The sequence below is a fragment of the Paenibacillus sp. S29 genome (assembly GCF_049319765.1).
In the GTDB taxonomy this organism is placed as follows: Bacteria; Bacillota; Bacilli; order Paenibacillales; family Paenibacillaceae; genus Paenibacillus; species Paenibacillus polymyxa_B.
This window is the reverse complement of the sequence record NZ_JBMOUI010000018.1, coordinates 26601-50725: the sequence shown is the minus strand read 5'-3', so window position 1 is coordinate 50725 and position 24125 is coordinate 26601. Positions and strand designations below refer to the sequence as shown.

4 protein-coding genes are annotated in these 24125 nt (G+C 47.3%); 2 read left to right on the top strand and 2 right to left on the bottom strand.

Going from position 1 to position 24125, the window contains the following annotated elements; translation table 11 throughout:
• The first annotated feature begins 13 nt into the window (after positions 1-13).
• Entirely contained in the window at positions 14-21016 is a 21003-nt protein-coding gene (locus tag ACL9RM_RS23400) for a non-ribosomal peptide synthase/polyketide synthase (protein ID WP_250268327.1), read from the top strand.
• Between the two features lie 280 nt (positions 21017-21296).
• Here ACL9RM_RS23400 and ACL9RM_RS23395 read toward each other — a convergent pair whose 3' ends face one another.
• Positions 21297-22682: an MFS transporter gene (locus ACL9RM_RS23395; protein WP_250268328.1), complete on the bottom strand. Its 1386-nt coding sequence runs from the start codon at positions 22680-22682 to the stop codon at positions 21297-21299.
• A 111-nt stretch (positions 22683-22793) separates the two neighbouring features.
• Between ACL9RM_RS23395 and ACL9RM_RS23390 the strand changes: the two genes are divergently transcribed.
• On the top strand, positions 22794-23681 hold the full coding sequence (locus tag ACL9RM_RS23390) for a LysR family transcriptional regulator (RefSeq protein ID WP_235306330.1): 888 nt from the start codon (positions 22794-22796) through the stop codon (positions 23679-23681).
• Positions 23682-23852: 171 nt separating this feature from the next.
• Here the strand turns inward: ACL9RM_RS23390 and ACL9RM_RS23385 are convergent, their stop codons facing one another.
• Complete coding sequence (locus ACL9RM_RS23385) at positions 23853-24125, bottom strand: helix-turn-helix transcriptional regulator (RefSeq protein WP_254351826.1); 273 nt, start codon at positions 24123-24125, stop codon at positions 23853-23855.

Here is a 24125-nt window from a genome sequence, read left to right as displayed (position 1 = left end):
ACTCAAATTCTGCATGGATAAAGGAAAGGTGAATGATTTGGCACAGGTAAATATTAAAGATATCTATCCGCTATCCCCGATGCAGGAGGGAATGTTGTTTCATTCCATCCTCGACGCAAAATCAGAAGCTTACTTTGAGCAGACCGTTATTACCTTTAATGAAGTGCTAGATGTTCATTTGGTTCAGCAAAGCTTGCAGCAGCTCATGAATCGATATGATATATTCCGTACCATTTTTATGTATAAAGAAACAGAACGTCCGCTTCAAATTGTCCTGGAAGAACGTGAAGCGTTGCCTGTTCATTTCGAAAATATCAGTGTTTTTCCTGAAGCTGAGAAAAGGGGGCATTTTACTGACTTTTTAAAGACAGAGCGTCAAGTGGGTTTTGACTTGGAAAAAGATGTTCCGATTCGGCTTGCCCTGTTTCAATGGGATGATGACTCTTGCAGGCTTGTCTGGAGTGTTCATCACATTATAATGGATGGTTGGTGCATGGGAACGGTAGCCCAGGAATTTTTTACCATGTATACTTCCCTTCGGTCTGGAGTGCCTGCACAATTGGATACGGTATATCCGTACAGCAGTTTTATTCAGTGGCTAGAGCAACAGGACAAGGAAGAAGCGACAGCCTATTGGCGGGGATATTTAAATGGGCTTGAAAATGAAACAATTTTGCCGGGTTATAACCGTCCATTGAATCCAATCTTCGAAGCAGAACGTTACACATGCAAGCTGGGTAAAGAACTGACTCAAGGAATGGAGAGAATAGCTAAACACTACCACACGACAGTCAGCACTGTATTTCAGACGGTATGGGGATTATTGCTTCAAATGTACAACCACAGCCGGGATGTTGTGTTCGGGTCCGTAGTATCCGGCAGACCAGATGAAGTTCCGGGAATTGAAAATATGGTTGGATTGTTCATTAACACAATACCAACACGCATAACCAGTGATGCGGACCAGAGATTCTCAGATCTGCTGATATCTGTGCAAAACTCCAACATCGAGTCTACTCAGTACTCTTATTCTTCCTTGGCAGATATTCAGAATCACACGGATTTGAAACAAAATTTAGTCCGTCATATTGTTGTTTTTGAGAACTATCCTTATTCAGAGGAGCTTATTCATGCGGAAAAAGGGCCTGATACACTTCAGGTTACCGACGTAGAGGATATTGTACAGACCAACTATGATTTTAATGTGATTGTCGTTCCTGGATCACAGTATGAAGTTACATTTAGTTATAATCGGCTGGTTTACGATGAAAATTGGATTAAGCTAATTGCAGCTCATCTTAAACAGGGACTGGAGCAGATTGTTCAACAGCCGGATCTACCGATTTCCGATTTGGAATTTCTGACAACAGAAGAGAAAAGTCAGGTTTTATCCGAATTTAGCGGAGTACAGATCTCATATCCTTCTAGTGATACCATCCATCTTTGTTTTGAAAAACAAGTAGAAAAGACACCGAAGGCAACAGCAATTGTCTGTGAGAACTCCAGTCTGACTTATGCTGAGCTGAATGAACGTGCTAACCGACTGGCTCGTACCCTGCGTAGTTACGGCACCACAACTGATCGGCTAGTTGGACTCATGACTGATCGTTCTATAGATATGGTGATTGGCATTCTTGCTATTCTTAAAGCAGGAGGGGCATATGTACCCATCGATCCGTCATATCCAGAGGAACGTATCCGTTATATATTTGACGATTCCGGTGCAGACCTGCTTTTAACACAAACCCATCTTGTGGAAAAGGTCAAAGAAGCCGCCTTTGGAGGAAAAGTTCTGGTATTGGATGGAGATCCAACTGTATATCACATGGAAGGATCAAATCTGGAAGCCGTATCAGGGGCAAACGACCTAGCCTATGTTATATATACTTCAGGAACTACCGGACTGCCTAAAGGTGTAATGCTGGAGCACCATGGATTGTGTAACCTGAAAACGTATTTTGATGAAACATTGCAGATAAGTCCGTCAGATCATGCCCTACTGTTTGCGAGCTACGCATTTGATGCTGCATGCTGGGAAATATTTCAGGCGCTATTTTGTGGTGCGACACTTTACGTGCCTACTTCGGAAATCATTCTGAACTACAACCAGTTTGAACAGTATATGGCGGAACATAAAATTACGGTAGCGGCATTACCTCCTACCTACGCAGTGTATCTAAACCCAGAACGAATGCCGGATCTGCGTATTCTGTTCACCGCTGGTTCCGCTTCCTCGATGGAGCTTGTAAACAAGTGGAAGGATCAGGTTGCCTATTTTAATGGCTATGGCCCGACAGAAAACTCGGTAGCAACGTCCATTTGGCCGGTGTCGGAACACCCCGGAGCAATCGATACCATTTCTATAGGACGTCCCGTACCCAACCACCGGGTGTACATGATCGATGCTCTTGGTCATCTTTTACCTGCTGGAGTAGCAGGAGAGTTATGTGTATCCGGTCCAGGATTGGCACGCGGTTACTTGCACCGCCCAGAATTAACGGCTGAGCAATTTGTGGCTAATTCGTTTGCAGATGGGGAAGCGGGCTATGAACGCATGTATCGGACAGGCGACCTGGCAAGATGGTTGCCTGACGGTAACATTGAGTACCTGGGCCGGATTGACCATCAGGTCAAAATTCGCGGTTACCGGATTGAACTGGGCGAAGTTGAGGCGGCTATGCTGAAGGCAGATCGCATGCAAGAGGTCATCGTACTGGCACATGCAAACAGCCAAAACCAACACGAACTGGTTGCCTACTACGTGGCGGAACGCGAAGTGACGGGGAGCGAACTTCGCAAGCAGCTGAGTGAAGAACTCCCGAATTATATGGTTCCCTCGCACTTTGTTCAGATGGAGCAAATGCCGCTCACACCCAACGGCAAAATCGACCGTAAGGCATTGCCAGCACCGGAACAGATTTCCCGTTCCACGCAGGAATATAGGGCTCCGCGGACAGCAGCGGAGCAGGCTCTGGCCAGTGTATGGGAGGCTGTACTGGGCGGCGGTCCTGTCGGATTGACGGATCAATTTTTTGATCGGGGAGGGGATTCGATCAAGGCGATTCAGGTATCCTCACGCCTGCTGCAGGCAGGCTACAAGCTGGATATTAAAGACCTGTTTAAGTACCCTGAGGTTGCTGAGCTAGCCACGCATCTGCGTGTGTCGGATACCCAATTAGCTGATCAGGAAGAGATCGAGGGAGCCGTTCTACTGACGCCGATTCAGCAGTGGTTTGTGGAGCAAGGGCAGCCTGTGCCGGACCACTTTAATCAGGCGGTTATGCTTCATCGGGAGCAGGGATTCGAGGAAGAGCTGCTACGTCAGGCATTGACGCAGTTGGCGGTGCATCATGATGCGTTACGGATGGTGTTCCGCAAGGCGGAGCAAGGCTGGGAAGCGTGGAACCGCGGAGTGGAGGAAGGGGCGCTGTATGATCTGGAAGTGGCCGATTTCAAAGACGTGCCGATCGGTCCCGTATTGGGTCAAGCTATAGAAGCCCGTGCGAGCACTATTCAGAGTAGCATCCGACTGGATGAGGGGCCTTTGCTGAAAGCGGGCCTGTTCCACTGCGCTGATGGGGACCATCTGCTACTGGCTATTCATCATATGGTGGTAGACGGCGTATCGTGGCGGATACTGTTGGAGGATTTGTCGAATGCCTATGAGCAGGCTGTACGTGGAGAAGCCATACAGCTCCCGGCCAAAACAGACTCTTTCCAGGTCTGGTCGGAGCGGTTATCAGCCTATGCCGACAGTCCTGAGATGGAAAGTGAGCACGCATACTGGGAGCAAGTGAATGAATTGGCGGCATCCGAGTCTTTAAGACTTACAGAATTGTTGGATTCTAAAAAAACATTGACCATAAATAACACAGCTACTTTGAGCTTGAAATTCACGAAAGAAGAGACTGATCAACTGCTAAAGCAGGCTCATCGCGCGTACAACACAGAAGTGAACGATCTGTTGCTGACGGCGCTCGGCATGACGTTAAGCACTTGGACTGGCAGTGATCAGGTTGCAATTCTTCTGGAAGGCCATGGCCGGGAAGATATCATGAAGGATACGGATATATCACGAACGGTTGGCTGGTTCACGAGCCAGTACCCGATACTGCTGCGGATTAACGGGGAAGATCATATCTCCGGGAACATCAAACGGATGAAGGAGATGCTACGCGGCATCCCGCATAAAGGGATTGGATACGGCATCTGGAGATATCTCAGCCAGAACGGACCGTCCGGAGCAACATACGCCGAGCCACAGATCAGCTTTAATTATTTGGGTGAATTTGATCAGACGCTGCGGCACAGCGAAACGCACATGTCCCCGTACTCCAGTGGAGCAGATGTTAACGAACTGACCAGAATACCGTGTTCCCTGGATGTGGGGGGCATTGTAACGGATGAAATGCTTGAGCTGGATATTCGTTATAACACAAAAGTGTTACAGGAAGATAATGTGATAAAACTAGCAGAGCAATTCAAGCAGAACGTGCTGGAAGTGATTCAGCATTGTGTATCTCGAGAGCACTCTGAATTGACGCCGAGTGATGTGCTGCTTCCGGGTTTAAGCCTGGAAGCACTGGACCGGATGGTGGAGCAGATTCAGCCTGACGGAGAACTGGAGAATATATATCCCATGACGCCGATGCAAAAAGGAATGCTGTTCCACAACATGCTGGATTCCCAGTCGAGCGCCTATGTAGAGCAGTCCACCTTTGAACTGAAGGGAACGCTGGATCTCGCTGCATTCTCTGCCAGTCTGGACTTGTTGGTGCAGCGTCATTCAGCACTGCGTACCAACTTCCGGAGCGATTTGCAGGACGAGCCCTTGCAAGTGGTGTACCGGAATAAACGCGGAGAACTGTACGTAGAGGACATACGTGAGAAGGAGAAGGTGGCGCAAGAGCAATATATCGAGGAATTCGCGCGTCGGGATCAGCAGAGGGGCTTTGATCTGGCAAAGGATGCACTGATGCGGGTATCTATCTTGCGTACATCAGATGATTCATACCATTTTGTATGGAGCTTCCACCACATCATCATGGATGGCTGGTGTTTGTCATTGGTTACCAACGAAGTCTTTGGAGGATATACCGCCCTTACAGAAGGGAAGCCACCGCAATTGCCTGTGGTAACACCATATAGCCGATACATCGAATGGCTGGAAGGGCAGAATCGTCAGGAAGCGGCGGAGTATTGGAGCGGTTACCTGCGGGGCTATGAGGAGACGGCGGTCTTGCCGCAGGCCAAAACAGGGAAGTCCAAGGAATATGAGGCCGAATATCTGGAATTTGATTTAGGTATAGACCTGACGGCGCAACTTCAGCAGCTGGCAAAGCAAGAACAGGTGACGATAAATACGCTGATGCAAACGGCCTGGGGTGTGTTGCTGCAAAAGTATAACCGCACAGAGGATGTCGTTTTCGGTAGTGTGGTGTCGGGCCGTCCAGCGAACATTACGGGAGTAGAGCAAATGATCGGACTTTTCATTAATACCATCCCAGTCCGTGTTCAAGGTAAACCAACAACTGCATTTAGTGAATTAATGAAGGAAACTCAGCGACAGGCGCTTTCTGCCAATGCCTATGACACGTTCCCGCTGTATGAAATTCAGGCACTGACCGAGCAGAAGCAGGATCTAATCAAGCACATTATGATATTCGAAAATTATCCGGTGGAGCAGCAGGTAGAGCAGCTGGGAAGTGATGGGCAGAATGCATTCACAATTTTAAACGCGGTGGCTACAGAACAAACCAACTACGATCTGAATGTCGTCGTGATGCCGGAAGAAGGCATTAAGATTCGTTTTATGTATAACGCATTGAGCTTTGATCAAACCGGGATTGAGCGTCTGCATGGACATTTTGCTCGTCTGCTGGAGCAAATTTCGTTCAACCCGTATGTAAGCGTTGAAGAACTAGAATTGGTGACAACGGCGGAAAGACAACAGATTACAGGCGAGTTTAACGACACGGCTTCTGTATATCCGCGCAATCAGACAATCCAAAAGCTGTTTGAGGAGCAAGCTGAACGTACGCCAGATCACGTGGCCGTCACTTTGGGTCATCAATCGTTGACCTATCGGGAACTCAATGAGAAGGCTAACCGATTAGCGCATACGCTACAGACTGCTGGAGTGAAGGCCGATGAGCCTGTCGGCATTCTAACGGAGCGTTCGCTGGATATGATTAGCGGAACGTTGGCTATTTTGAAGGCTGGAGGCGCGTATGTGCCGATAGATCCTCAATATCCGGAGGACCGTATCCGCTATATGCTGGAGGACTCGGGAGCCAAACTGCTGCTGACTCAACAAGATTTACTGGTACGTTGCTATTTTGATGGACAGATTGTCAATCTGAATGATGATACGTCCTACAGTCCGGATACTTCCAATTTAGGAATAGATGGATCAGGCAAACATGCTGCTTATGTCATCTATACCTCGGGATCAACAGGCAAGCCTAAGGGCGTCGTTGTTGAGCATCAAAGTGTCGTGCGCTTGGTGCGTAATACGGATTATGCGCCGTTCGATGAATCGATCCGAATGTTGCAGACTTGCGCGTTTGTATTTGATGTGTCTACGTTTGAAATTTGGGGAGCGCTACTGAACGGCGGTGAGCTTGTACTCGTGCATAAGGATGATCTTTTGGACGTAGCTAAGCTCAAGGAGACCATACGGGACCATCGCATTACTATGATGTGGCTGACTACACCGCTATTTAATCAGCTTTCGCAGCAGGACAGTAAATTGTTCGGAGATGTGAAGTATTTGCTGGTCGGAGGCGATGTGCTGTCTGCACCGCATATCAATCGGGTGCTGCGTGATAATCCGGACATGAATATCATTAACGGCTATGGACCAACGGAAAATACTACTTTTTCGACGACTTATCATATTAAGGAAGAACAGCTTGATTCTGTGCCGATCGGGCGTCCTATCCGCAATTCGACGGCGTATGTGGTCGATTCGGCGTTTAACCTGCAGCCGATTGGAGCATGGGGTGAGCTGGTTGTTGGCGGAGACGGAGTTGCACGCGGTTACCTGAACCGTCCTGATTTGACGGCTGAGAGATTCCTTGCCAATCCGTGGGTGGACGGAGATCGCCTGTACTGCACGGGAGACCTTGTTCGCTGGCGTGAAGACGGTACATTAGAATACGCTGGACGGATGGATCAACAAGTTAAAATTCGCGGCTACCGAATTGAGCTGGGCGAGGTCGAGTCGGCTATGCTGAAAATAGATCGTATCCAAGAGGTCAGCGTACTGGCCCATGCAAACAGCCAAAACCAACACGAACTGGTTGCCTACTACGTGGCGGAACGGGAAGTAACGGGGGGCGAGCTTCGCAAGCAGCTGAGTGAAGAGCTTCCAAATTATATGGTTCCCTCGCACTTTGTTCAGATGGAGCAAATGCCGCTCACACCTAACGGCAAAATCGACCGTAAGGCATTGCCGGCACCGGAGCAGATTTCCCGTTCCACGCAGGAATATAGGGCTCCGCAGACAGCAGCGGAGCAGGCGCTGGCCCATGTGTGGGAGGCTGTGCTGGGCGGCGGTCCTGTCGGATTGACGGATCAATTTTTTGATCGGGGCGGGGATTCGATCAAGGCGATTCAGGTATCCTCACGCCTGCTGCAGGCAGGGTATAAGCTGGATATTAAAGACCTGTTTAAGTACCCTGAGGTTGCCGAGCTAGCTACACACCTGCGTGTGTCGGATACCCAATTAGCTGATCAGGAAGAGATCGATGGAGCCGTGCTGCTGACACCGATTCAGCAGTGGTTTGTGGAACAAGGACAGCCTGTGCCGAACCACTTTAATCAGGCGGTTATGCTTCACCGGGAGCAGGGATTCGAGGAAGAGCCGCTACAACAGGCATTGACGCAGTTGGCGGTGCATCATGATGCGTTACGGATGGTGTTCCGCAAGACGAAGCAAGGCTGGGAAGCCTGGAACCGCGGAGTGAAGGAAGGGAAGCTGTATGATCTGGAAGTGGCCGATTTCAAAGACGTGCCGATCGGTCCCACATTGGGTCAAGCTATAGAAACCCGGGCCAGTACTATTCAGAGTAGCATCCGTCTGGATGAAGGACCTCTGCTGAAAGTGGGCCTGTTCCACTGCGCTGATGGGGACCATCTGCTACTGGCTATTCATCATATGGTGGTAGACGGCGTATCGTGGCGGATACTGTTGGAGGATTTGTCGAATGCCTATGAGCAGGCTGTACGTGGAGAAGCCATACAGCTTCCGGCCAAAACAGACTCCTTCCGGGTCTGGTCGGAGCGGTTGTCAGCCTATGCCGATAGTCCTGAGATGGAAAGTGAGCACGCATACTGGGAGCAAGTGAATGAACTGGCGGCATCCGAGTCGCCCCAACTTCCAGTGTCCCAAGAGCATAGCGATAGGTTTATGCAGCAAGACATGGGTATCGTAAATGTGAGGCTTACGAAGGAAGAGACTGATCAACTACTGAAGCAAGCCCACCGCGCGTACAACACAGAAGTGAATGATCTGTTGTTGACGGCACTCGGCAAGACGCTAAGCGCTTGGACTGGCAGTGAAAAGGTAGCGATTCTTCTCGAAGGCCATGGCCGGGAAGAAATCATAAAGGATACGGATATATCACGGACGATTGGCTGGTTTACGAGTCAATACCCGGTACTGCTGCGGATTAACCGAGAAGATGATATCTCCGGGCACATCAAACGGATGAAGGAGATGCTGCGCAGCATTCCACATAAAGGAATTGGGTATGGCATCTGGAGGTATCTCAGCCAGAATGGACCGTCCGGGGCAACATACGCCGAGCCACAGATCAGCTTTAATTATTTGGGCGAATTTGATCAGACACTGCAGCATAGCGGCATGCATTTTTCTCCATATTCCAGCGGAGCTAATACTCATGAACTGACCCAAATGTCCTGTGTTATGGACGTGGGAGGACTCGTTACAGATGGCATGCTGGAACTAAGTATTCAATACAACAATAAGGCACTCCAACAAAATGCTGCTGAGCAACTAGCAGAGCAATTCAAGCAGAACGTGCTGGAAGTGATTCAGCATTGTGCATCTCGGGAGCACTCCGAATTGACGCCAAGTGATGTGCTGCTTTCGGACTTAAGCCTTGAAGAACTGGACCGGATGGTGGAGCAGATCCAGCCTGACGGAGAGCTTGAGAATATATATCCCATGACGCCGATGCAAAAAGGAATGCTGTTTCACAACATGCTGGATTCCCAGTCGAGCGCCTATGTAGAGCAGTCCACCTTTGAACTGAAGGGAACGCTGGATCTCGCTGCATTCTCCGCCAGTCTGGACTTGTTGGTACAGCGTCATTCAGCACTGCGTACCAACTTCCGGAGCGATTTGCAGGGCGAGCCGTTGCAAGTGGTGTACCGGAATAAACGTGGAGAGCTTTACGTAGAGGACATACGTAAGAAGGAGAAGGCTGCGCAAGAGCAGTACATCGAGGAGTTCACGCGTCGAGATCAGCAGAGGGGCTTTGATCTGGCAAAGGATGCACTGATGCGGGTATCTATCTTGCGTACATCAGATGATTCATACCATTTTGTATGGAGCTTCCACCACATCATCATGGATGGCTGGTGTTTGTCACTGGTTACCAACGAAGTCTTTGGAGGATATACCGCCCTTACAGAAGGGAAGCTACCGCAATTGCCTGTGGTAACACCATATAGCCGATACATCGAATGGCTGGAGGGGCAGAATCGTCAAGAGGCAGCGGAGTATTGGAGCGGTTACCTGCGGGGCTATGAGGAGACGGCGGTCTTGCCGCAGGCCAAAACAGGGAAGTCCAAGGAATATGAGGCCGAATATCTGGAATTTGATTTGGGTATAGACCTGACAACGGCCCTACTGCAATTGGCAAAGCAAGAACAGGTAACGATAAATACGCTGATGCAAACGGCCTGGGGCGTTTTGTTGCAAAAGTATAATCGCACAGAGGATGTCGTTTTCGGGAGCGTGGTATCGGGACGTCCAGCGGACATTGCCGGAGTAGAGCAGATGATTGGACTATTCATTAATACGGTCCCCGTCCGTATTCAAGGCGGACAAGCAACTGCATTTACAGAGCTGATGAAGCAAACTCAGCGACAGGCGCTTGCTTCGGGAACATACGAAACGTTCCCACTCTATGAGATTCAGGCACAGGCAGAGCAGAAAGTGGAACTGATTAATCATATTATGGTATTTGAGAACTATCCGGTGGATGAACAAATTGAGCAATTAGGTGAAAGAGAGGAAGCTGATTTTAAAATAACCGGAGCAGGAGCGGTTGAGCAGACGAATTATGATTTTAATATCGTGGTGTTACCGGGAGAGACGCTACGAGTTCATTTTGGTTACAACGCCCAGGTATATGACTATGAAAGGGTAGAACAGATCCGGGGGCATTTGCTGCAACTGCTGGAGCAAATCAAGATCAATCCAGCTGGTCGGATTTGCGAGCTGGATATATTAACCCCTCAGGAACGCGAGCAAATGCTGGGTGCTTGGTGTGACACGATAGCAGCATATCCACGTGAGCAGACGATTCACGGGTTGTTTGAGGAGCAGGTCAAGCAGACACCGGAGCAGGTAGCGGTATATTTTGAAGGAGCACAAGTGACCTACCGTGAATTAAATGAGCAAGCGAACCGTCTGGCGCGAACTTTACACAGTAACGGTGTGATAGCAGACGGCCTAGTCGGCCTGATGACAGAGCGATCGATTGACATGATTGTCGGCATCTTGGGTATTTTGAAGGCAGGGGGCGCCTACATTCCGATCGATCCGACTTATCCGGAGAACCGCATCCGTTATATGCTGGACGATTCAGGTACGGAACTGCTGTTAACGCAGCAGCATTTGGTTGAAAAAGTGGAATTTAGGGGCAAGGTCCTGCTGTTGGATGCAGAACTGGGCGAAGGCAGTGCGGATGCAAGTACGGCTGAGGCAAAAGGAGAACCCGTGTCCGTATATCACAGGGATGGTACGAATTTGGACGCCATATCCGGTCCTCATAACCTAGCGTATGTGATTTATACGTCTGGAACGACAGGCCAGCCTAAGGGAGTCATGCTTGAGCATCGTGGACTCTGCAATCTGCATACGTACTTCAGGGAGACGTTGCGGATCAGCAGTTCCGACCGTGTTGTATCGTTCGCCAGCTTTTCCTTTGATGCGGCATGCTGGGAAATGCTTCAGGCGCTCTTCAACGGGGCCACTTTGTGTATCCCGACATCAGAAACCATTCTCAGCTATGACAAGTTTGAGCAGTATATGGCGGATCATCACATTACAATTGCAACGCTGCCCCCAACCTATGCCATATACTTGAGCCCTGAACGAATGCCGGAACTACGCATCATGTTTACGGCCGGATCGGCGACCAGTACTGAGCTAGTCAGCAAATGGAGAGACGGTGTGACCTACGTTAACGCCTACGGTCCAACGGAAAATTCCATAGCAACGTCTGTTTGGCCAGTACCGGGAGGGGCCGAAGCAGGGGTATTCATCTCAATCGGACGCCCTGTACCGAATCACCGCGTGTATATGGTCGATGCACATGGGCAGCTTGCACCAGCAGGAATCCCCGGGGAGCTATGCGTATCCGGCCCAGGACTGGCGCGCGGTTACCTGCACCGTCCGGAATTAACGGCTGAACAATTTGTGACCAATCCGTTTGCAGGTGGGGAATCGGGCTATGAACGCATGTATCGGACAGGCGACCTGGCAAGATGGATGCCTGACGGCAACATTGAGTACCTGGGCCGGATCGATCAGCAGGTCAAAATTCGCGGTTACCGGATTGAACTGGGCGAAGTTGAGGCGGCTTTGCTGAAGGCAGATCGCATGCAAGAGGTCATCGTACTGGCACATGCAAACAGCCAAAACCAACACGAACTGGTTGCCTACTACGTGGCGGAACGGGAAGTGACGGGGAGCGAGCTTCGCAAGATGTTAAATGAAGAACTCCCGAATTATATGGTCCCTTCACATTTCATTCAATTGCAGAATGTACCTCTTACACCAAACGGTAAAATTGACCGTAAGGCGCTACCGATACCAGAAGTTCGTTTGGCCGACCATGTTGCACCGCGAACGTGGATGGAAATAAAATTGGCAGACATCTGGCAGGATGTGCTGGGTCTACCGCAAGTAGGCATCAACGAAAATTTCTTTGAAATTGGTGGTCATTCGCTGCGGGCGACGACACTAACTTCTAGAGTTCGCAAAGATTTAAACAGACCGATGGATTTGCAAAACATATTTGAGGCACCGACAATCGAGCAATTGGCGGCCTTGCTTGAAGAACAGGATCAAATCACATATGCATCCATTCCGGTGGCAGAAAACCGCGACACTTACCCGCTTTCTTTCGCACAGACACGGATGTATGTGCTTCACCAGCTGGATCCGGAAGGGATAAGCTATAACACCACATCAGCACTGAAAGTAATCGGTCCGATAGATGTGAACCAGGTGGAAGAGGTATTCCGTCAATTAATTTCACGTCATGCGGCCCTCCGGACAAGCTTTGAACTGGTGAATGGTGTGCCGATGCAGCGAGTGCACGATACGATTCACTTTGAGTTGGAATATGCCACAATATCAGAACTGCGGACAGAATCCAATGAACTTATGATTGAAAATTTAGCAGAAGAACATGCCCGTTCCTTTGTACGCCCATTTGACTTGAGGATCGCTCCGTTGCTACGTGTAAAGCTGGTTAAATTGGGATTGGACGAAGAAGGCCAGGAGCCGCAGCACTTATTGATGCTTGATATGCACCACATCGTTTCAGACGGAGTATCCATTGAAATATTAGCTGGTGATTTTGCCCGCTTATATAGCGGTGAAGTATTATCTCCGCTGCGTATTCAATATACGGACTATGCTGTGTGGCAGCATAGCAAAACTCAGCAGGAGCGAATAAAGAGTCAGGGAGAGTACTGGCTGAATAGATTTAGTGGTGACTTGCCTCAACTGGATTTGCCAACTGATTTTGAGCGTCCGGTAACACGATGTACGAAAGGTGACGCTGTTGAGTTTGAAATGGGACAGGAATTGACTCAGTGTTTAAAAGAACTGTCGGTGCATACGGATTCTACGCTGTACATGGTACTTATGGCTGCATACACAGCATTGCTGCATTATTACACAGGGCAGGAAGACATCATTGTTGGTACTCCGATTGCAGGTAGACCGCATGCTGACCTGGAGCCTATGCTCGGTATGTTTGTCGGCACGCTCGCATTACGCAATCATCCTCACGCTGAACAGACGTTTTATAACTGCATTGAGGACGCCAAGACATGTGCACTGCAAGCATATGCGCATCAGGACTATCCTTTTGAGGAGCTGGTGGAAAAGCTCGACCTGAAACGAGATATGAGCCGTAATCCGTTGTTCGACACGATGTTTGTATTGCAGAATATGGAGAAAAAGGAAGTGAAGTTGGACAAGTTGTTCTTCCGCTCTTTTGACATAGATCAGGTTTCTGCGAAATTCGATCTGACGCTTGAAGTTAATGAGGAGGAAGCATCTATTCAGCTCCAATTTCTGTACGCTACATCTTTGTTTAAACGGGAAACGGTAGAAAGCATGGCAAGGCATTTTGTACAGTTGGTTAAAACCGTTGTAGCCAATCCCAATACTAAGCTGGGCGAATTGACGCTGATTTCGGAAGAAGACAAAGGGATTCTAAAAAAACATAGGGACACCCTAAAGGCTTCTCGCTACTGGAGTACTCTGCTCGAAGGCTATGAAGAAGCACCTCAATTGCCATATGCCAATCTGATGGGACGCAGTCCATATCAGACAGAGCATCTGGAGATTAATTTGGATGTTGAACGAACGGTGGCACTGCAGCGAATTGCACTGAATGAGCAGGTGACGACAAATACGCTGCTGCAGACAGCCTGGGGAATTTTATTACAAAAGTATAACGGTACAGATGATGTGGTGTTCGCTTGCTCCATATCAAGTCCTTTGACAGATAAATTGGATTCGAAGCATTCAATTGGACTGGGTAACCACACCTTACCAGTTCGCATTCGAACCGAAGCAGGAGCTAACTTTATCGGGTTGATGAGAAGTGTGCAGCAGCAAACCGATGAATCTGCGGTATATGAACATTTGCCAATGTCTGAATTGGTTACAACGAAAGTGCAACAACTGGCCCTCTTTGGCCATAGAATGGTGTTTGAGACTACTTTGGAAGAGGCCAATACTGAGCAAGAAAGCTACGATTTAAGCATCATAGTACTTCAGGGAGATACGCTACGAATTGATTTTTCCTACAATGCCCAGGTGTATGATCATCAGAGTGTGTCGCAGATTCAAGGACATCTACTGCAGTTGCTGGATCAAATTATAGCGAATCCGGATAGTTTAATTGAGACAATGGATCTGTTGACTAAGCAGGAGCGGGAGCACATCATTCAGGTGTGGGGAAATACCACGGCAGAGTATTCGCGTGAACAAACAATTCACGAACTGTTCGAGGAACAGGTTTTGCAGACTTCGGATCAGACAGCGGTATATTTTGAAGGTCAACAATTGACCTACCATGAATTGAACGAGCGCGCAAACCGTCTGGCCCGTACTTTACGCAGCTATGGTGTGAAAGCCGATAGTCTGGTTAGTCTGATGACAGAGCGTTCCGTAGAAATGATTGTGGGCATATTGGGAATTTTGAAGGCGGGGGGAGCATACATCCCGATAGACCCAACCTATCCGGAGGAACGCATCCGCTACATGCTGGACGACTCAGGTACGGAACTGTTGTTAACGCAACAGCACCTGACGGAAAAGGTGCTGTTTGGAGGCAAAGTGCTGGTGCTTGACGGTGAACAGGACGGAGTCGCTTCCGATACAAGAAAAGCGGATGTACGCGGGGAAATGCTGCCCGTATATCATCAGAACGGTTCGAATCTGGAGGCTGTATCGGGTCCAAACGATCTAGCATATGTCATCTATACGTCCGGGACGACAGGTCAGCCTAAGGGAGTAATGCTTGAGCATCACGGTCTTAGTAATCTTAAAACCTACTTCGAGCAAAAGTTGAGTATTGGCTTGTCCGATCGGGTTATCATGTTTGCCAGTTATTCGTTTGATACGTCATGCTCGGAAATAATCCAGTCTTTACTATGCGGAGCGACATTGTATATACCTTCCTCCGAGACTATTTTAAATTATGAACGTTTCGAGCAGTACATGGCTGCCTGCAGAATTACAATTGCAACGCTGCCGCCAAACTATGCTGTATACCTGAACCCGGATCGCATGCCTGATTTGCGTGTTCTGCTCACAGCAGGATCGGCCTCTACCGCAGAACTGGTGTCCAAATGGAAGGACCGGGTGGCTTATTACAATGCGTATGGTCCTACCGAAAATTCCGTTGCAACGTCTCTTTGGCCGGTATCGGAAGAAAATTCTGAGTTAGGTGGAATCATATCCATCGGACGGCCAGTATCTAATCACCGCGTGTATATGGTGGATACACACGGAAATCTTTCACCTGCAGGAGTCCCTGGTGAGCTGTGTGTATCCGGTCCGGGGCTGGCACGCGGCTATTTGCACCGTCCAGAGCTGACAAAAGAAAAATTCGTAGCCAATCTGTTTGCAGCAGAGGAAGTTGGCTATGAGCGAATGTACCGTACAGGTGACTTGGCACGATGGTTGCCAGATGGGAACATTGAATATTTGGGTAGGATTGACCATCAGGTCAAAATCCGCGGGTATCGGATTGAGCTCGGTGAGATTGAAGCGCAAATTATCAAGGTGGACGGTGTTAAAGAATCTATTGTCATGGCTCGTGCAGATCAGCAGGGAGACTATCATTTGGCCGCTTACTACGTAGCTGAAAAAGAAATCAGCGGCAGTATGATGTTGAATTTGCTGAATGAGAAATTGCCGAACTATATGGTACCGTCGTATTTTATACAACTGCAGAACATGCCGCTGACACCGAACGGAAAAATTGATCGCAAGGCACTGTCGGCATTCGAGGAACATACTGATTTGACTGCAGAATATGCAGCGCCGCGCACAGCCATGGAGGCGAAGTTAGCACAAATCTGGAGAGAGGTACTCGACATTCCGTCCGTTGGAATTCATCATAATTTCTTTGCCATTGGCGGACATTCACTTCGTGCAACTGCATTGGCCGCAAAAATTCACAAAGAACTGAATATTGAGTTACCGTTGCGTTATGTATTTGACTTTCCAACAATTGAGCAAATGGCGCAGGCTGTTCATGAATTGTCACCAAATCCATTTGCAGCGATTCCTGTTGCCGAATTGAGAGACAGTTATCCGGCATCTATAACTCAAAATAGACTATACGTTTTGAGCAGCATGAATAACTACAATATGTCTGCCATGCTTTTGATGGAAGGGGAACTGAACCTTTTACGATTGGAAAGAGTGCTTAAGCAATTAATTCAGCGTCATGATACATTGCGAACCTCTTTTGAATTTGTAGATGATAAACTGGTACAACGGATTCACGACCATGTCGATTTCACTTTGGAGGTTATGCAGGGACATGGCGAGAACGAAGCAAGAGCAATGATGAGACAATTTATCAGACCTTTTGATCTTGGGAAGGCACCGTTACTTCGAGCTGCTCTGTTGCAAGAATCTCCACAGCGCCATTGGTTTATGTTTGACATGCATCATGTGATTTCAGATGGTGTATCTATGAGTATATTGCTGAACGAGCTGCCCGCACTGTATGAAGAAAAAACGTTGCCCGCCTTGCGAATTCAATACAAGGATTATGCGGTATGGCAGCAAGGAGATATTGGTAGCTCATGGATGGAAAAACAAGAAGCATACTGGCTCAAGCAGATGAGCGGCGACATTCCGATTTTGGGTATCCCAGTCGACTTTGAAAGACCTGCAACACGTAGCACTTCGGGCAGCACCGTTTCCTTTGCCATTTCACCTCAGGACGTGGACGGTTTGAAACAAATCAGTTTGCAGGCGGGAGCTACCTTATTTATGGTATTACTTGCGGCCTACAAGACCCTATTGTTCAAGTACAGCGGTCAGGAGGATATCGTTGTTGGAACACCTATTGCAGGTAGACAGCATCACGATTTGCAGCCTGTCGTCGGCATGTTTGTCAACACGCTTGCATTGCGGAGCTTTCCTGAAGGGGACAAGTCATTTTACGAATATGTTCAGGAAGTAAAGGACCAGGTGCTTGATGCCTTTGAGCATCAGGATTATCCGTTTGAATTGCTGGTGGAGAAGCTGAATGTACAGAGGGACCTGAGTCGGAATCCGTTATTCGATACTCTTTTTGAGCTAGATAACATGGACTCTGGTACGACGGAATTCCAAGACTTGCAGGTTACTCTGTGCCCAGGCGAACAGAATATGGCAAAATTCGATTTGACACTTACGGCCATGGAAAGCTCTGAAGGTTTGGTTTTCAGCTTCACATATGCCGATAGCCTGTACAAGAGAAGCACGATTAAACGAATGGCCGATCACTTTCTCCAGTTGATTAAAGCTGTTGTAGATGAACCACAGACAAAGCTTTCTGAAATTGAGATCATTACGCCACAGGAAATCGAAATGATATTGGATGTCTGGGGAAATACTGCGGTGAAATACCCAAGTGAAAAAACCATTCATCAATTATTCGAAGAACAGGTAGAGAAGACTCCAGATCAAGTAGCTGTAGTTTTTGGAGATAGCCAGATCACATATAACGAATTAAATGTGCGTGCAAACCAACTGGCTCGCGTGCTAAGAGCAGAAGGAGTCCAGGCGGATCAATTGGTCGGAATGATTATGGAGCGCTCTATCGAAATGATTGTAGGGATTTTTGGTATTTTAAAAGCTGGTGGGGGATATGTACCTATCGACCCTGAGTTTCCGCAGGAACGTATACTCTATATGTTACAAGACAGCCATATCCAGCTTCTGATTGCAAAGCCGGAAATGGCCGTGAAGGTACCGACGGATGTGCTAGTCATTTCACCTGATAGTCATAGGCTATCCGCAGAAGACGGTTCCAATTTGGCTGAAGTATGTGAATCCGGCCATTTGGCTTATGTGATGTATACCTCCGGCACAACGGGTAAACCCAAAGGAGTGATGATTCAACACTCTAATGTCGTTAATATGACAACCGCATTTAGACAACAAGTGTATAAGAAATACAAATCGCCAATGCGGATGGCATGGCTGTCGCCGTATGTATTTGATGCATCAGTGAAACAAATTTTCCCATGCCTGCTTCTCGGGCATGCGCTTCACGTGGTGCCGAGAGAGATTAGCACCAATGGTCATCGTTTGGCTGACTATTTCAGATCCCAACGTATTGATTTTACTGATGGTACACCTGCACACATGCATATGCTGACGGAAATGCAAGACTCCGTTGCAGATCTGAATGTACAGCATTTTATTTTTGGTGCAGAGGCGCTACCCGGTCATCTCGTTAAAACATTTTTGAGCAACCGGCCCGGATATCGTCCGCAAATAACTAATGTTTATGGTCCTACCGAGTGCTGCGTAGACACAACTGCATACGACATTGACGGGGAGACGATGACAGCTTGGACACATACGGTGCCGATTGGCAAGCCAATGGCTAACCAGCACGTATATATTATGGATATGAATCGGAAGTTGGTTCCGATAGGAATTGCAGGCGAGATCTACATTGGTGGTGATGGAGTAGGGCGAGGTTATATGGGAAATCGTGAGCTGACAGATGAGAAATTTATAGCAGACCCCTTCCAACCCGGAAAACGTATGTACCGCACAGGAGATTTGGCGCGATGGATGGCAGACGGAAATATTGAATATTTAGGTAGGATGGATCATCAGGTAAAAATTCGGGGTTACCGAATTGAACTTGGAGAAGTAGAAGCGCAATTAATGAACCTGCCTGTGATCCGTAAAGCGGTGGTTATTGCTCGTGAGAATGAATCAGGACAAAAAGATTTATGTGCTTATTTTGTGGCTGATAGCGATCTGACCATTCAGGAACTTAAAGCAGCGTTGGTTCCCAATCTTCCGATGTACATGCTGCCTAGCTATTTTGTTCAATTGGAGAAGATGCCGTTGACCACTAACGGAAAAATTGATCGTAAATCGCTTCCTGCGCCGGACGGAGACATTCAAACAGGTGTTGAATATGCAGCCCCGCGAAACGGCATGGAACGGCACATGGTAGATATTTGGAAGCAGAATCTGGGTGTCAGTATTGTTGGCATTGATGATAACTATTTTGATTTAGGCGGACACTCCCTAAAAGCCATTCAATTGGTTTCACAGGCTCAGGCTATTGGCATTGAAATAGGGATTAATCAGGTGTTTCAATATCAGACTATTCGCCAAATATCAGAGTATATGCGAGCAGACACTTCAATGTCGGGTATGCTAACACGTGATATTGCCGAGGCAATCGACATCATCGAAAAGGCTTATGACGTACATGCTCATTTCCAATCAACAGCTGTTGAAGGGCGAGATCAATTAACTTTGCACATAGATCCTTTCGATTCTATACAAGCAGAGGCGCTGAAGGAAGTCATTTTGTCACGCCTTCATCCTGACCTTCATCCACATCATTTGCTTCCTTTTGAAGCAGCTGCTCAAGTACCTGACTGTGAAAAGCTATACACAGATACGATGGTAGACGACGAAGCTGTGAAGCGGCATGCTGAGGAATGGCTGGAACATCTGCTGCGGATGAATGACCAATGGAACAGCACGATGCTGGCAGGGGAGCCTTTACAACGCTATGCGCTTGCTCCCGCTCAACATTATCATTTGGAGCATCCGCAATCCTCAGGAGGTGTCATTCCTTTTGATAGTTACCTGCTGGATGTAGAACGGTTATCTGCAATCATGCAACGCCTGATAGAGCGTCATGAACTCTTTAGAAGTGTGCTGGTCCAAACAGATGTCGGATGGGAATGGGAAATGTTGTCCATGAAGGAGCGCATGGATATTCCAATGATAGATTTATCGAACTACGGTGCAGAGATGCAAAATCGTATACTCTCACATATACTGCCTGCATTCTTTATGAACCCTTATGAAACAACCGGAAACTTGTTATATCGCATTGCGCTTGTTCGCCTTAATTTACGGGATCATTTGCTGCTGCTCCCTTGTTCACATCTCATCTATGATGGCATGAGCGGAGAGGTCGTTAAGAGTGAGTTGTACCGTGCATATGATGACATGAGCAATGTAAAAGAGCAACTAGCAGGAAGCTACCGTGATTATGTGAGTCAGGTTCGCAAAGGACCTCAGGGCATGGGCGATCAAGAGATTGTCGACAAATTTCGCTTGTCCGCATTTGCTGCTGCTTCGGACGCTGTAGTCCTCGCAATTGATGAGCGCAGCCATACAACGGGCACAGATGTGACAGTAGAACTTGCAGATTGGAATGATTCTGACGCAATCGGAGACATGTGGGACTTGGCTATACGACTAGCTAACCGCTTTTTCCGCAGATATTTGCAAGTGGACGAGATTCCTATTCTTCTCACCAATTATGGCCGGGCATACGAGGACAAGCAGTATTTTGATATTATAGGTGAATTTATAGACCAAATCCCTGTACTGCTTACAGATGCGGATGAACATGGGCATGAGATCAGAAACAGTATGCAGTTGGCCGTAGCGCGTAATCTGAATTTTCTAAATCTCATATACAATGATGAAATGGCTTCGTTGTATCCGCAGTCTAACCGGTATCTGAAGCATAGCCTGAATAAGCTGCCTATTGTGTTCAATTATCTTGGCGAAGCGTCGGATAAATATCAGCTGTTTAAAAATATCGAGCCGGAAGAGAGGGACATCTATCGGGATTCAATCATTTTCTTTACTGTTCAGCATATGGAGAATGTATTGCAAATCTCACTGGAACTTCCTTTTGAAGAAAATCCAGAAATCGTTAAAGCGATGTTGGAAACAGAGCTAGCGAACTTACTAGTAACAGACGGAAGTGGAATAATGTCCACCTGATTTTTCACTTTAGGCATTAAAAACAAGCTCCGAGTTCAAAATACGGAAACTGCCCCAAAGCTTTCAAATGGCTTTGGGGCAATCTAAACAAACCACAAAAGCCGCAAGTCTCCAATAACCCCGGAGATTTACGGCTTTTGTGGTTTGAATGTAACGAAGTTTTATGTAGCAATGTCGCTGAATTAAAACTTGTTGTAGTAGATCTTTTACGCCAAATAAATGACATTGGATGCATGATGATTGGTGCCGCGCAATGGTTTGAGATATGAACTTTGTGGGACTACGACTCATGCAATTGCGCTGACTTCCAGTGCTGCCGACTCATGAATACCAAAGACAATGCAATTACCGTGAGGATAATCCCAAGCATTTGAAATCCCTTGAAGCTAAACGTACCTTCCATAACAATAGCTATCAATAATGAAGAGATAATGGTTCCCAGATATCTGGATGTATTAAATAATCCGGATGCTACACCGATTATTTCTTTTGGAGAACTTTGGAACAGGGCTGCTTGCATACCTACATTGTTCAAACCGTTGCTAATACCGAATGCAGCTAAAGCCAAACACACACTGATAACCGGTGAAGTTGGATTCAATGTCACGAGCCACACTGACCCCAATGTCATCAGAATTGCGGACACCAGCAATGCCGGTCGGGGTCCTGATTTATCGATCCATTGTCCTGCAATTGGAGAAGTAATTAGCGAGCACAAGCCTAAGCTTAGCATGAGAATGCCTGTTTGGAACTCACTGACATGACGTACCATTTGCAAGTAGGACGGAAGCCCGAAAAAGAGCGAGTAATATAGTACATTAACGAGCATGAATTCAACATTAACCCAAGTCATCGCAGGGTACTTGGCAAATGTACGTAAAGGAATAAAGGGTGATGTCGCTTTTAACTCATGTCGTACGAATATCCCCAGCGCAACGAGACCTATCAGCCCGACAATGACATTTCCTAATGAGATATGTCCAGATGATTTTGCTGAGAGTAATCCAACGAGCAGGGTAACCAAAGCCACTGTGAAGAGCAGAATTCCTAATGCATCAATCAATTCAAACCATTTACGAAAGGACATATTGCGTGCTACGGATGTTGGCAGTTCGTCCTTAGGAATATTCCTCCAAGCCGATACAAAGCTGGCCACCACAAACGGAATATTGATGAAAAAGATAGCAGGCCAATTCCACCAATGAATCAAGACCCCACCAATAAAGGGGCCAATTGCTGCCGCTCCAGATAGGAATATGGACAAAACAGACAACGCAGTTGCTTGTTTATCTGTAATATGAATTCGAACAATAGCCATTCCAACCCCAACCATCATGCTTGTTCCGATGGATTGCACAATGCGGAACACGATGAGCCACCCGAAATTTGGTGATAATGGAGCTAATAATGATGCAATGAAGGCTACAACAAGCCCGGTAAGAAAAATTTTCCTACGACCGAATAAATCGCTGGCTTTTCCCATGACAGGTTGAGCGATGCTACTTGCAATGTAGAAAGAAAAAATAATCCAGGAAACACCTGTAAAGTCAAGTTGGAACACATTTTGCAGACTTGGAATAGCAACAGAAACCATCGAAGAATTTAATGGGTTCAATAGTATCCCTAGACCAACTGAAATCATTAACCACCAGCTGCGAACGCTCATTCCTGGTCCCCCCATAGCGAATTAATGTCATCGTACTTGAAATCGATTATTTATTCCAACGCATTTGATGTTATAATCTCATTGACTTGAGGGAATGAATGGGGGATCATAATGGAACTTCTTCAACTGCAATATTTTCTGACGGTAGCTCGTTTGGAACATGTGACCGAAGCTGCACGAAGTCTGCACGTTACTCAATCGTCGCTGAGCAAAACGATTCAACGCCTGGAGGAAGATCTGGGGGTTCCTCTATTCGATCGAACAGGGAGGAAACTGCGATTGAATGAGTTCGGAAGTAGATTCCTTCACCGTGCAGAGAGGGCTTTATTTGAATTGGAGCAGGGGAAGCAGGAGCTTAGTGATTTATCCAGCCCGGAACATGGCACTCTCGAATTGGCAGTGACCACCGCAAGCACATTACCCAATATTCTGCGAGAGTTTCGGAAAAAGCGACCCTATATTCAATTTCATGTGCAAATGCTGACCACGCAGGAAATGGTAACGCTGCTTCATAGAGGAGAGGTCGATTTTTGCTTGTCCTCACCTCCAATAGAGGGAGATGACATCGAATGCCAAATCGTGTTTATCGATCCAATCCTTGTAGCTGTTCCAAAGGGGCATCGGCTGGCGGATCGAAGCAGTGTAACGTTGACGGATCTAAGGGATGAATGGTTTGTCGGTGTAAAGAGAGGCTACGGTACTCGCGATTTAGTGGACTCTGTATGCAAATCGGAAGGTTTTATACCTAAGTATGTGTATGAGGGGGATGAACCTGCAAGGCTTAGTACGCTTGTGGAAGCTGAAATTGGCATAGCCTTCATACCAAGCACGGCAAGAAACTCACGGGAACATCTTAAATATCTTCAAGTAGAAAATCACGAATTGGTACGGGAGATCGCTTTATTATGGCACAGGAGTCGGTATATTTCGCGGGCTGCTCTAGAATTCCGTGAGGTAGTTGTAGAATATTTCGGAGCAATATCCAAACAGACAATATAATCCCATATATAAGTGAAATAAAAAACATTAACAGAAGCGGTAGCGTAGGACATGTTAACCAAACGTCCTAAGCGGCCGCTTATTCTTTTATTCAACTGCAAAATTTGTAATTTCGATTTGTACGCTGCCATACACACATGCCCAGCTATTGAAGGAGTTTTTTAGATTGTACTAACCCATCCTTCTCAGCTGGCGAAACTGCTCCGTCGTGATGCCTGTATGCTCCCGAAATCTCTTGATAAAATAGCTTCTTTGATGAAAGCCAGTTTCCAGTGCAATCTGCTTTACAGTGAGTACCGTGGATACAAGGAGATGTTTGGCCAGCGTTATTCGGCATTGGAGCAAATATTGAGCTGGGGTGCTGCCCATGAGCTGATGGAAGAGCCGGCTAAAATGAAAGGAGCTATAACCTGACGTCGCAGCCATTGTCTTCAAATCGAGCAT

Coding starts and splice junctions, on each gene's coding strand:
- ACL9RM_RS23400 (WP_250268327.1), top strand. CDS start 14: ATGGATAAAGGAAAGGTGAATGATTTGGCACAGGTAAATATTAAAGAT.
- ACL9RM_RS23395 (WP_250268328.1), bottom strand. CDS start 22,682: ATGAGCGTTCGCAGCTGGTGGTTAATGATTTCAGTTGGTCTAGGGATA.
- ACL9RM_RS23390 (WP_235306330.1), top strand. CDS start 22,794: ATGGAACTTCTTCAACTGCAATATTTTCTGACGGTAGCTCGTTTGGAA.
- ACL9RM_RS23385 (WP_254351826.1), bottom strand. CDS start 24,125: ATGCTCGATTTGAAGACAATGGCTGCGACGTCAGGTTATAGCTCCTTT.